Here is a 12,789-nt window from a genome sequence, read left to right as displayed (position 1 = left end):
GGCTGAACGCTGCGCTAGTGACACCACTCGTGTGGCCCTGGAGGGTGGCGAGCGTGGCCCCGCTGGCGGCGTCCCAGACCTTCGCCGTGCCATCGGCCGACGCGGTGACGATGCGGGTACCGTCCGGGCTGTAGGCCGCGCTAGTAACACCACTCGCGTGGCCATGGAGAACGGCGCGTACCTTGGCGAGTCTCGACAATAGCTTGCGCAAGGTGTCGTTCATGACCCCGTTGTCGCTCTGCTGTACAGCGGAGGCGGCGAGCAGCAGCGCCAACTCCGTCTCTCCGCGATCAAGGGCAGCCTGCGCCAGTGCGCTGAGGCGTTGGGCGTCACTCACCTCGGCCTGCTGTAGCGCTCGCCCGGCCTCGCCGTCGGCGCGGACCGCTTCCTGCCGCGATTGAAAGCCAAAGACGGTAGCTGCAATCGCAAAGATCAGTGCAGCGATAGCGAGGATCAGCAGACTGACGGTGCGTTGTCGCTGCTGGGCCTCACGGCGGGCCAGGCTCTCGGTGCGAAACCTCAGCGCCTCCGAGCCGTCATCAAGACCGCGCAGATCCGCCTCGTCAATCAGTTCCGCCTCTTTTAAATCGCGACCATCGAGGAGATAGGCTGGATCCTTCTTGCGCTCACGAAACTTCAGCTCGAACTGAGCGATTCGCCTCAAGCGATCAATATCACGATTCACTGCGTCATGCAGACGAACCCAATTGGTGATCAGGCGATCGTGGATGAGATCGACGTATTCGACCGCCTGTTCGCCGATACGTTCCGCGCGCGTGATGATAATCCGGCGTTCTGTAAGGTGGTGTATAACCCGCGTGATGAAATCTGGATCGTCTGGCGTGTCATGCCGCTGCATGATCCACGCAAGCCTGCGTGTCCGCCGCGCCGGGGGGCGCTCCTGGATGTCGATGGAGACCTCAACGAGATCGACGAGCAGCTTGATCGCCCGTTCCTGCTCTTCTTTTGTGCCAACCGCTTTGAGCGCCGCGTCGGCCGTTTTAGAGAGTGCGGTGCTAATGCTGCGATAGTGCTCCTGATAGGTGGCCAGGCGAAGATCGCCCGTATTCCAGAGCTCTTCGAGCGTTGTCTGGAGCAGGGGCAGATACGCGGAGTCGCCTGCTTCAATCTTCGAACCCCGTTCATTCGTTACTGGATCGCCGCATGCTTCACGGACAAGCTGGCGCACCAGCCCATCCTCTAGCGCATAGTTCGCGTTATGCTTCTGGTTGAACCACTCGACCGGTGCGTGGATCGCAGCGCTCATCTCGGCGGGGGACATTGGTTCGCGCAGCCCGATCCCGCGTCGGGTCATCTCGGGCGCATTTGCTAAAGACGCCAGGCGATCACTCTTCCAGAGCTGCCCTAAAAAGTCTGATCGCATGGTGATGATGAACTGCGCCCGAGTCTGATCACAGCGATCGGGCAACGCCTCGAGTAGCGCAAAAAACGCGTTGCGTTCATCGGGGTCGACGTCGACTGAGAACACCTCTTCAAACTGATCCAGCACAACGAGATAGTGTTGTTGCCGCTGCTGAACCTGTGCCTGATTGCGGAGCAGCTTACTAAGAAACTGGGGGTCGGCTTCGAACCGGTCATCGTTTTCCTCGACCGGAAAGCCGTTAGCCCTCAGCCCACGCTGCAGCGCATTCACCGGGCTTTGACGGGGCGCAATAATAATGTGCCGAACTTCGCGGCCTACTTCTTCACGGTAACGTCGTTCAAGCGCAGGCAGAAGCCCGGCGAGGGCTAAGGAAGATTTACCAGCGCCACTCGGGCCGACGACGAAGAAGATCGACTGGCAGCTGTTGACCAGTGTATCAACATAAGCTCCAGTTGACCTTCCAGCGTAGCGCCTGGCATCTGCATAGGCATAAGATTGCAGCCCAGGAAACGGATTATCTGCACGATGTGCCGCCGACACGATCGTATGTCGGTCGCTGTCCGGGAGCGGCCCACCTGGCTCAACCGGCATCGTTTCCAGCAAGGCACACGTGTAGGCCGCCGCAACAACCGCGGCATATTCCTGCCAATCATCGTTCTTGAAGCGATCACAGTAGTCACAGATTCCGCGCACCACCAGGTAACCCACATCGTGCGTCCAGGTAACGTCCGCGATGCCGGACCCCTCCATCTCAATGGCCTTCACGCCGTATTGGTCGCGGAGCCGATCACGGGTGGCGGCGTTCTTCTGCAAACGGTTGCCTGATGCGATTGGCCCACGGAAGACGCGTGGCTGCCCATCACGCCGTAATCGGTCAAAAGGATGGTCATCACTACCATCTCCCGTACTTGAGTCCTCAAAAATATCAGTATCGGCGGCAGGTCGCTCAATACGAAGCTTGGATAACCCAAGCTCGATCCAAGACAGCCAGGGTGGAGAGTCGTTCGGCCCAACCTTCGCCTCCAGGAAGTCGAGATCCTCGACCATCCGGGCGCTGGGTGGGCGGGGCTCCCAGCGTCGCGGCGTCTCGACCTTGTCCCCACGGCGAATCTCCTTCACGTGGTCATACTGGATGATACCTTCATTCCCGAGCACTACAATGTCGCCAAGCCGGACGTGATCTTCTGGCTTCGCTGGATGTGGGACACCGCCCGCAATGCCTACCATCACCAACGGTATCTGGCCGAAATGAGCCAGCATCTGCGAGCCGCGTATGGCAGCCTTGTTATTCCCCATCCCAGAGACAGCCAGCGCGACAAGATGGGAACCTCCATGCTGCGAGGGCAGTTCGCCGAGAATATATCTTCGACCAGCGCCTGTTCCGGGATAAACATAGGAACGCGGATTCTCAAGCAGGCGACTCATCGCGCGCAGCTCTTTCGGCAGCGCTGTGACAATACCAATGGTTGGGGCGAATTGAGTCATGGATCCCACCATCCTGTAATGCTCAGGCAACTGATACGTTGGACTCGAGGCGCTCGGCGTGCGATGTTGAGGTGGGAAGTGGCGCTGCGAAGTATGATCAATAGCTACAACGAATATATCAGATTAAATCTGGGTATGCGAGCTACGCTGGATTACAGTACGATGACGCTCGTACTACTCGCGGGCTTCGCCGCGCTGCACTGCAAGATTCCTCACTTCGTTCGGAATGACAACGCAGCTCATTGTCACCCCGAGCGCAGCGAGGGGTCTTCCAGCGCAGCGCACTGCAAGATTCCTCACTTCGTTCGGAATGACAGCGTTGTTCAGTGTCACCCCGAGCGGAGCGAGGGGTGACATCGAGGTGCGCCGCTGTGTCCTCCATACTCAGTGCCTCGGCGCCTCAGCGCCTCAGTGCTCCTCCAGCACGTAGCCGGTGTGGGCCGGCTTGTGGCTGCGGATCAGCGCGCGCAGCAGCTCGGGCGGGGCCTGGCCGGCGGGCAGGGCGACCGTCACGGTGAAGGGACGGCCGGGCGTCTCGCTGATCGTGGCGCTGAGCCCGGTGGCGGCGCTGATCGCCAGCTGCAGCCCGGCCATGGTGCCGCGCAGCGCGTAGATCTGCGGCGCGGCGGCCAGCAGCGCGCGCTGGCCCGCGACGCTCAGCCCCTCGGGCAGGGGCATGCCCAGCCACCTGGCGAGCAGCGGCAGCATGGCCTCCGGGCAGGTGCGCGGGCTCAGGGAGAGATCGAGGTGATCCTGGCGCTGCTCCAGCGGCTCCCAGATCGCCTCGAAGATTTTTAGGTAGTCACCCAGGAAGCGCCGCCGCTCCAGCTGCGCGGGGTCGTCGCCGGGCCGGCTCAGCTGCGGCCAGCTGGCCTGGTAGATCGCCGGCAGGTCGGCCAGGTAGCGCCCCGGCCGGTCGGCGGGGATGGGCCAGGCGAAGGCTGGCGGCGCGGCGACCGGCGCGGGCGGCGGGGCTGGCGGGGCCGGTGGAGCGGCCGCGGGCGCAGGTGCATAGCCCACATAGCTCAGGCTGTAGGGGGGGATGCTGAGCGTGGCCCGCTCGGGCAGCGGCACGGGCTGGCCGGCCGGCAGCGGCGCGCCGTCGAGCAGGGTCGGGTTGCTCTGGCTGAGGTGGACCAGCATGGGCCGGTCGCCGACCAGGCGGATCTGCAGGTGCCGCCCCGAGACCCGCTGGTCGGGCAGCTCCACGTCGCTGTCGGGCGCGCGGCCGATCTGGAAGCCCTGCGGTCGGCCGAGCAGCGCGACGGTCAGGGCGATGGGCGGCCGCACCAGGCGCTGGCCCTGGGTGATGGTCAGCTCGCCGAGGGGGGAGGTCATGGGCGGCTCCTTTGCTCGCTACACGAATACGACGCTGCAGCTGTGCAGGAAGATCAGCTCGCCGGGGCGCAGCTCCAGCCGGCGCGCCACCGGGCTGCGCTGGGCCGGGGCGCTGAGGTCGCCGATCTGGAAGAGCTGGATGGCCTCGACGAAGCCGACCGGCAGGGCCGGCTGGATGACGGCGTAGAGCTCGCCGACCTGCAGGCCCTGGCCGAAGGGCCAGCCACGGCCGTCGGCGCCGCCAATGTAGGGGCTGAGGTAGCGGTCGAGCAGGGCCTCGACCTGGGCGCGCACAGCGAGCCGGAGCGACTCGTCGGCGTGAGTCGGCAGGCGCAGCTCGACGCTCAGGCTGACCGCCCGCAGCTGCGGCGCGCGGTAGCGCACCCGGATGCCCAGCGGGCGCCGCGGGCCGATCTGGCGGCGCAGGGCCAGCTCGACGTCGGGGCTGAGCCCGATCTGCCCTGGGCGCATGTTGCCGCCGGGCTCGGGCAGGGCGATCAGCAGCACCTCGCCGGGCTGGGGCGCGTCGGGCAGGGCGGGCGCGCCGGCCCCCTGCTCGTCGGGGGCGTAGCAGAAGGCCCGGGCCACGCCGGGCGCCTGGGCCGCCAGGAAGGCGTAGTCCTCGGCGGTGATCGCCCGATCGCGGCTGCGCAGCAGCTGGGGCGCGCGCATGGCCGCCTCGTCGAGGCTCTCGGCGTCGCGGCCGCCGCCGGCGCGCTCGCGGTTGACCACGCCGCGCACGTAGGCCCGGCTCTGCTTGAGCACGCAGAGCTCGCCGGGGGCGACGTTGCCGGCCAGGCCGCCGCCGTGGCGGTAGCGGGTGAAGCGCAGCCGGCCGCCGCGCGGCGGGATGGCCCCGTAGCTGCGCAGGCTGCCGTCGGGCTGGAGCAGGGCCGGCCCCAGGCAGAGCGCGCCGTCGATCGGGTCGAGGGTGTAGTGCGGGTCGTCCGGCCCTGAGCGGCTGAAGTCGGCCACCTGCTGCCAGGCCCAGCTCAGCCCCTCGTGCTCGACGATCAGGTAGTCCTGCTGCTCGTCGAGGGCCAGCACCGGGCTATGGCGCAGCTGGAAGCGCTGGCCGGGCGCGCCGTCGCTGACGCCCAGGCGCTCGTCGACGATCACCTGGGCGTGCGCGGCGCTCACCGTGGCGCCCCAGGCCTCGACCCGCAGCTCGCGCAGGATGGGAGAGCGCTGGTAGCGGTTGTCGGGGGCGGCCGAGCTGATCTGGCAGCGCAGCCAGTAGGCGCTGACACCGCCGACGCTGTGGCTGACCATCCCCTGGGGCACGTGCAGGCGCAGCCGGCCCGACTCGGTGAATCCGCCGGTGCTCTCCTCGTCCACGGCGCAGTCCGCCCAGACCGGCGGGCCAGCCGCATGGTGGCAGCAGGCCTGCCAGCGCAGCGGCGGGTGTCGCGGCATCACGCCCAGGTTCGCGGCGGCCTGGCAGGTCGCCGCCAGATACAGCACGTGGCCGCCTGCGTCCTCGTGCAGGCCGATATAGAAGGCGTCGTCTGGCTCGGGGGCCGAGGGCGCGGCCGGGAAGATCGCCAGGTCGCGCAGCAGCTGGCCCTCAGGGCCGATCATGTGCGGCGTGAAGGCGGCCCCGCCCGGCTGCGTGTGCCGGCTCGCGTTCTCGGTGGCCAGGGCCTTTAGGCGCGGCGGGCGCACCAGCAGCGGCGCGCTCGTGGTGAAGATAACCTCCGGGCTGGCTACGCTGCGCCGCGTCGCCACCTCCAGGCCGGCGGCGATCTCCAGCTCGGCTGTCTGGGCCGCCGTCAGGTAGAAGGTCAGCTCGGCCTCGGCGGCCTGCGGCGGCCGGCGCTGCAGGCCAAGCAGCGCGAGCATCTGGAGCTGGAGGCGGTCGGGGATCTGGTTCACCCGGTGGATCAAGGTCTCGCCCATGGCCGCGAAGATCTCGATCAGGGTGATGCCGGGATCGCTGACGTTATGGTCCGTCCACCTCGGGCAGTAGGTCGGGATCATGGCCCTGGCCATGTTGACCAGGTCCTGGGCGCTGCGCTCATCGAGCTTTGGGCTTGTTAGGCTCATTGGAATGCCTCCGGTATGGTAGTAGATTCCTCGTCACCCAGCGCAGCCGAGGAGGCTGAGGTTACTCTCGCCCGCCTGGGATGCGGTAGAACGGGAAGACCAGCGTGCGCCGGTCGAGGGTTGTGCGGATCTCGTACTGGATAGCGACCGCCAGCCGCTCGGGCATGTCGGGGTCGGGGCGGGCGCTCACGTCGAGCAGCCGGATGCGCGGCTCCCACATGCGCAGCGCCTGCTCGGCGTAGTAGATCGCCAGGCCGACCGTGTTGGCGTCGTTCGGCGCGAAGATCAGGTCGTGGATCTGGCAGCCGAACTCGGGGCGCAGCACCCGCTCGCCCTTGCGCGTGCCCAGAATGATCACGATCGCCTGGGCGATGTCCTCCTCATACTCGGCCATCCCGACCTGCCCGGCGCCGTCTGTGGTCACCGGGAAGGCCCATCCGCGCCCCAGGATATCGGTCATGGTGATCTCCTCCTTCTTTGCATCATTCATGTCACCCCACGTACCGTATGGCCGGCGGCCAATGGTGCTGGGGGAACCACATGCGGTGCTAGTCGCCCACGCTCACCGGCCGCGCTCCCGGTGTGACCACCACGCTGCCGTTGGGCAGATCGACCGGGTCGTTGCAGGTCAGCGCGGTGTCGCCGGCGCGAGCGGCCGGCTTGCCGTTGATCTGCACCCGTAGGCTGCCGCTGACGATCTGGCTGCGGTTACTGGGCGGGCGCTGGAAGGGGCCGCCGGCCGGGATGTGCGGCGGAGTGTTGGTCGCCGTGCTGCCCTGGGTGGCCGCCGGGCGGCTGTTGACCCGCACATCGGCGCTCAGGCCACCGTCGAGCGCCCCGCTGAACGGGAGCGGGGTGGGAGTTGGTACCGGCGCCCCGGCCGCCGCCGGCACGAGGATGATATGGATGTCGGTGGCGACCACCCGGTCGCCCTGGCGCGCTGCGAGCTTGCCCATGCTGCTGTCCTCAGTTCAGGTCGATCGTGCTGCCGTCGATATCCACCCCGCCCGCGCCACCGTCGATGCTGATCCCGCGCCCCTTGAGGCTGAGCTTCCCGCCAGCGTCCAGGCGGATCGCGCCCTTGGCCGTGATCGTGGCATCGCCCTTCAGCGCGATGCTCAGGCTGTTGCTGGCGGTGTCGAGGTGGATGCGGTTGCCGGCCCGGTCCTCGATCGTGATCGCGCCCTCGCTCGGGTCGTCGTCGAGCAGGATCTGGTGGCCGCTGCGCGAGCGGATGAGCCGGCGGCGCACCTGGCCGCCGCCCAGCAGCTCGTCGCTCGGGCGCGGCGGCGCGCTGTGGCCGCTCCAGAGGCCGCCGAGCACGTAGGGCTGGCCCAGGTCGCCCAGCTCGAAGCCAACCAGCACCTCGTCGTCAACCTCGGGCAGCAGCAGCAGGCCGCGCTCGGCGCCCGCGCCGGGGGCGACCACCCGCACCCAGTCGCTGCTGTGGTCGGGGGCCAGCCAGGGCAGGCGCAGCTTGACCCGGCAGCGCCCCTCGGGATCCTGGTTGTCGGTCACCACCGCCAGGGCCAGGCCGGGCGGGACGCGCGGCGGGGGCGGCGGCAGCAGTCGCTGGAGCGGGGCGTGCGGACTCAGCCCCGAGACGCTCAGCTCGGTGAAGTAGCCGGCCGCGCTGGACCGGTGGCACGCCGCCGTCACCAGGTAGTCGCCGCTGTAGCGGTCGCCCAGGGCGCTGAGCCGCGCCGTCGCCCCGGCGCTGATGCGCGGGTTGCCTCGGCAGCGGCCCTCGGCCTCGATCAGCTGGCCGGCCCGCCGGTCGGCGACGGCCTGGGCCAGGGCGGTGGCCGCGGCCTGGCTGCGGATGGGCCGGTCGGCGACCAGCTCGGCCGCCGCGATCCCGAAGGCGGCCTGGGCCAGCTCCCCGCCGGCGCGGCGCTCGCCGATGGCCGGGGCGCCCTGGCCCGGCCCCGCCTCGCCCAGGATCTCGCGGTGCTCGTCGGGGTCCCAGCCGCGGGCGAGCACCTGGCCCACCTGGCCGAGAGTGGTCAGGTGCGGGCGGAACTCGCTCAGGCCCTGGCCCCACTGGAGCGCCACCGGCTCGCCCAGGGCCGGCGCCGCACAGTGCAGGGTCGCTCGCACCACAAACAGCAGCTGGCCGCGCGCGCCCGCCCGCTGGCGCAGCAGCTCCAGGTTGCTCTGGTTCGCCTGAAAGAGGTGGGGGATGATCGGCCCATCGTCTGCGACCTCGGCCTCCAGGCCGGCCTCGGCGGCCAGGCGGCGCAGCAGGTCGCCGTCGCTTATGTCGGCGAACGCCCGGGCGTGACGGCCGCGGTCCAGCCGGTGCAGCCGGTCGAAGGCCCGCACGGTCAGGAAGTGGCTGGAGCTGGCGTAGTGCGACTCCAGCTCGACGATCTCGCCGTCGAACAGCTCCTCAGCAACCTGGCCGACCGTGGCCTCCACGCGCAGGGCGACGCCTGGCTCAAGCTCCGGCGCGTCGACCCAGCGCAGGCCGGGGTCGTGGATGCACAGGGTGGCGACGCAGGGCATGTGCAGGCTGCTCTCGACCACAATCTCGCGCAGGGCGGCCTGCAGCGCCTCGGGCGGGTCGGCGTCGGCGAGGCGGATGGTCAGCTGGCTCAGCAGCGATAGGTCACTCATGGCGACGCCCCCCCGTGGCGGGGCCGCCCGCCGGCGCGGACCGCGGCGGGATGCGTAGCTGGAGGCCCGGCTGGAGCGTGCGCAGATTGTCCAGGCGGTTGGCCTCGGCGATCCGGCGCCACTCGCCGACGCTGCCATAGGCGCGGTAGGCGATCATGCGCAGCGTGTCGCCAGCCAGCACCGTCACCACCCGCTCGCCGCCCAGCCCGCCCGAGGTCGGGTTCTGGCGCGGGAAGAGCCGCTCATCCTTGATCTGCTGGAAGGCCACATCGAGGGTGGCCCGCACCGGCGTGCCGTCGCTCAGGAAGAGCACGAAGCGCTGGGATATCGAGGCGATCACCGCGTCGAAGGACCAGGAGCTGCCCCACTGGAAGCGCACCTGCGGCGGCCGGCCGCGCTGGCTCTTCGGGTCGATGAGGCTCTCGTCGACCAGCATCAGCTCCCAGAGCTTATCGGTGTACTCCTTGCGCACATCCTTGCCCTCGGCGTAGGTGTCGAAGAGCAGCTGCATCTGGAGCTGGGCCGGCTGGCCGCCGCCGAACTCGACCTGCGGCACGTTGCTGCCGCCGGTGCTCACGATAGTCCAGCTGTTCTGCTTGCTGAAGCTATACTCATTCGGGTTGAAGTGACAGGCGATCGGCGGGCCGCCCTTGTCGAGGTTCATGATCGTTGCGCGGGCCAGGCTGGCTCCAGGCATTGTGGTCTCCTAATCTATCGAAGCGCTACCGCGTGATCGCCGCGCTACTCAAATCCACCGTAGTCGAGCCGGGCCCCGCCGATCCGGCGGCTCTCGACGGCCATGCGTCGGCGCAGCAGCTGGTAGACCTCGCGGGCCAGCTCCTCGATGTCCGGGCCGGCTGGCGCGGCGGGCTGGGGGGCGGGCGCCGGCGGCTGCGCCCCGTCTGCGATCGGCAGCTCGACCCGCCGGCTGCGCGCGGCGGCCAGCGGCGCCGGCGGCTCGCCGGCGGGCTGCGGCGGGTCGGCCGGCAGCTGTGGCGGCGCGGACGCGGGCGCGGCCGCTGCAGGCAGAGCAGCGTGGATTGGCAGCGGCTCCCAGGGCGCGGGCACGCCATTCCACGAGCGCCCGGCCATCTGGGCTGGGGCCGGGACCGCGCCCCGCTCGCCGACCCTCACCCCCGGGCCGAATTCCATCGGAGGTGCGGCAGGCAGGAGGCCTGCCTGCTGCTGCGCGCCCCCCGCGCGCGCTGCTTGATAGGCAGGGGCCGCCCCGCCCTCAGCAGCCTCGGCGGCTCGCCGGACCAGGGCCTCAGTGCTGAGGGCCAGGGCCTCCTCGGCGCCGGTGGCCGCAGGCGCCGCGCTCAGGGCGGCCGCCGCGATCGGCGGGACGAAGCCCGGGGCGGCCTCGCGGCCGAGGTGGGTCAGCTCGTGGGCCAGCAGGGCCAGCCCGGCCGGGCTGGCCAGATCGGTCGTGGCGGCCAGGGCGATCGTATCGCCCTGGGCCAGCCCATCGGCCTGGCGCGCCGCCGTGGCCCGCGCCGCCGCCGGGCCGCGAAAGATCCGCACGGCGGCCGGGTCAACCCCGACCAGCGGGCGCAGGAAGCGCCGAGCCGCCTCGGGGATCATCGTGGGCTGTTCGGCCGCCGCCGCCGGCATCGCTCCTGCGGGCGGGCTGAGGGGAGCATCGAAGAGCTGCGTGTCCGTGTGATCGATGGCGCTGGCGTGGGCTGGCTGGCCCGCCTCCCGCGCCCCCATCTCCGGCGCGCTGGGGCGGGGAGGATCGCTGGGGAGCGGCAGAGTCGCGCCGAGACTCTTGCGGTGCGACTCGGCGCTCGTAGGCCCACGCTGAGGGCGAAGCGCTGCGTCGCCCGGGGCGGGCTGCTGCGCGCTCGGCAGGGGCACTCCCGTATCGGCTTGGGCCGCCGGGGCGCGCGGGGCGGGCGATCTTCCGGCCAGGCGGGCGGCCCAGTCCTGCGGGGCGCGGGCCGCGCTCGTCTGCGGCGCGAACAGCCCGGCGTCGGGCGCGCGTGTGGTCGCCCCGGGCTGCGCGTTGGGCGGCCGCGTCGCGGGCGCTGGCCGGCCGCCCTCGATCTGGACTTCGATCTGGACATCGGGTGCGGCCGCGTCCAGGCCTGGATGCCCGCGCTCGTCAGCGGCGCTGATGACGGGCGCGGCGTGAGGCGGGTCAAATATCCGCATATGCGCCTCCCCGCGCTCGGACAGGCGGGCCGTCGGCGCCGCCACAGACTCCGCCAGCGCTGCCTTGGCCGTCGCCGTAGCGGGCAGAGCGGCAGCGGCGGCAGGCTCGGCGCGGGGCGACGGCCAGGGCGCATCGGCGACGGCCTCTCGCTCGGCGCGGGTCGGCGGGGCGGCGGGCGCATCAGCGGCCCACGGCAGCTGACCCTCGGCCGGGCTGTGGCTCGCCCACTCCACGGCGGGCGCAGGGCGCGGCCGGATGGGCTCGGGCGCACCCATCCCGTGGCGCGCGATGATCCTGCGGGCGGCGGCCCGGCGGCGCAGCGCGCTGCGGGCGGGGTATCCAGCGCTCATCGTCTATCTCCCGTCGCTGATCAGGCCGGCGTGGGCCAGCTCGACCGTCTCGACCGCCGCCGCCGCGCCGTCGGCCTGGAGCTGCGGGCCGACCCAGCGGATCGGATAGGCCTGGTCGAAGCTCCAGCGGATCAGCTCCGCGCCGGCGGCGTCGTACTGCACCACCGACAGGTGGCGGCGGTCGATGGTGCCGGCGGCGATCTTGCGGTACCACTGGAACAGCTCGTTCGTGCCGACCACGCCGCGCTTGAGCGTGACCGTGCCGACTCGGGTGCGGCCCGGCAGGCGGTGCACGAAGCCGTTGTTGCCGCCCTCGGCGTAGTCCATCACCTCGGTCTCGATCTGGAGGCCGCCGACCTCGGTGAAGACCGCCTGGGTGACCCCGTCGATCAGCACGTAGAAGCGGCAGGATGGGTGGGCTTCCTGGCTCATCAGCCGCCTCCCTGGGCGATGTCGAGGCTGAAGCGGACCCCGCAGCTGGGGCAGGCCGTCTCGACCACGCTGCTGCCGAGGCCATTCAGCTGCTCGTACAGATCCTGGAGGAAGGCGTAGTCGGCGGTGAACAGCTGCCCGAGCAGCTGGGGCGTCACCGGCGCGACCGGGCCGAGCCGCAGCACCACCCGGCTCAGGATCAGCAGGCCGAGCAGGGCCTCGTTGGCCTGCACCCGCTCATCCTGCAGCGGCTCGACCTCGTCGAGCACGGTCGCCCGCCGGATCAGCCCCTCGCGCAGGATGGTACCCTGGGCGTCGACGAGGCCGTAGGGCAGGGTAAAGGGGAACTCTGTTTGGATCATCGTATTCCTCGTCATGCTCGCTGCGCCGCCGCACCCTGTCATTCCGAACGGAGTGAGGAATCTTGCGCTGTAATGTGCCACAAGACCCCTCGGCTCCGCTGCGCTCCGCTCGGGGTGACAACCGGATCCGTGTCATTCCAAGCGCACTACCAAGCTATCGGCTATCGGCTATCGGCTATCGGCTATTTAACCCGCTCGTAGCCCTCGTGGGTGATCTCCAGCTCCTCGATCGCGATCTCGTTATTGCCGGCGTTAGCGGCAGGGCCATTCAGCTTGCTTGGCCAGGCGTTGACGAAGTTCCAGCGCGCCACCTCAGCGCCCTGCTGGTTGAACATCACGATCGAGCCATTCTTGCGGGCCTCCTCGATCTTGCCCTGCTCGACCAGCTTGCGCCACTTCCACATGTCCATCGCGTCGGTGATCCCGCGCTTGAGCGTGATCCGGCTCCACTTCATGCGGCCGGGCACCATCTTGACCACGTACTCGCCCTTCTGTCCGCTGGCCTTGTACTCGACCACCTCGTTCTCGCTGCCCAGGCCGCTGCACTCGCGGAACGCCCCGTTGACCTGGCCCTGAAACTCGACCCCAAACCACGCCGAGACCAGTGGGTTCTGC

10 protein-coding genes and 1 pseudogene are annotated in these 12,789 nt (G+C 69.7%); all 11 read right to left on the bottom strand.

Going from position 1 to position 12,789, the window contains the following annotated elements; translation table 11 throughout:
• Window positions 1–2,869, bottom strand: a pseudogene (locus K2Z83_RS26555) (hypothetical protein); the annotation flags it as partial.
• A 408-nt stretch (window positions 2,870–3,277) separates the two neighbouring features.
• Window positions 3,278–4,207 (bottom strand): phage tail protein, encoded by a 930-nt coding sequence (locus K2Z83_RS26550; protein WP_220598184.1) that lies wholly within the window; start codon window positions 4,205–4,207, stop codon window positions 3,278–3,280.
• 18 nt (window positions 4,208–4,225) lie between these two features.
• On the bottom strand, window positions 4,226–6,253 hold the full coding sequence (locus tag K2Z83_RS26545; RefSeq protein WP_220598183.1) for a putative baseplate assembly protein: 2,028 nt from the start codon (window positions 6,251–6,253) through the stop codon (window positions 4,226–4,228).
• Window positions 6,254–6,314: 61 nt separating this feature from the next.
• Window positions 6,315–6,743, bottom strand: a complete 429-nt coding sequence (locus tag K2Z83_RS26540) for a GPW/gp25 family protein (RefSeq protein ID WP_255604539.1) — start codon at window positions 6,741–6,743, stop codon at window positions 6,315–6,317.
• A gap of 58 nt (window positions 6,744–6,801) precedes the next feature.
• On the bottom strand, window positions 6,802–7,209 hold the full coding sequence (locus tag K2Z83_RS26535) for a PAAR domain-containing protein (protein ID WP_220598182.1): 408 nt from the start codon (window positions 7,207–7,209) through the stop codon (window positions 6,802–6,804).
• A gap of 10 nt (window positions 7,210–7,219) precedes the next feature.
• The gene (locus K2Z83_RS26530) at window positions 7,220–8,872 is read right to left on the bottom strand and encodes a VgrG-related protein (RefSeq protein ID WP_220598181.1); all 1,653 of its coding nucleotides are present in this window, start codon (window positions 8,870–8,872) and stop codon (window positions 7,220–7,222) included.
• A complete protein-coding gene (locus K2Z83_RS26525) occupies window positions 8,865–9,569 on the bottom strand; it encodes a LysM peptidoglycan-binding domain-containing protein (protein WP_220598180.1) in 705 nt (234 codons plus the stop codon). Before K2Z83_RS26525 ends, K2Z83_RS26530 begins: the two co-directional genes overlap by 8 nt.
• A gap of 44 nt (window positions 9,570–9,613) precedes the next feature.
• Complete coding sequence (locus K2Z83_RS26520; protein ID WP_220598179.1) at window positions 9,614–11,380, bottom strand: DUF4157 domain-containing protein; 1,767 nt, start codon at window positions 11,378–11,380, stop codon at window positions 9,614–9,616.
• A 3-nt stretch (window positions 11,381–11,383) separates the two neighbouring features.
• On the bottom strand, window positions 11,384–11,812 hold the full coding sequence (locus K2Z83_RS26515) for a phage tail protein (RefSeq protein WP_220598178.1): 429 nt from the start codon (window positions 11,810–11,812) through the stop codon (window positions 11,384–11,386).
• A complete protein-coding gene (locus K2Z83_RS26510) occupies window positions 11,812–12,174 on the bottom strand; it encodes a phage tail assembly protein (protein WP_220598177.1) in 363 nt (120 codons plus the stop codon). Before K2Z83_RS26510 ends, K2Z83_RS26515 begins: the two co-directional genes overlap by 1 nt.
• A 182-nt stretch (window positions 12,175–12,356) precedes the next feature.
• Window positions 12,357–12,789 (bottom strand): phage tail protein (locus tag K2Z83_RS26505; protein ID WP_220598176.1); only part of this gene is annotated, 433 nt, incomplete at its 5' end.

This window comes from Oscillochloris sp. ZM17-4, assembly GCF_019599295.1.
Taxonomy (GTDB): Bacteria; Chloroflexota; Chloroflexia; order Chloroflexales; family Chloroflexaceae; genus Oscillochloris.
Note: the sequence above shows the minus strand (reverse complement) of the source record. Positions and strands in the feature narration are given on the sequence as shown.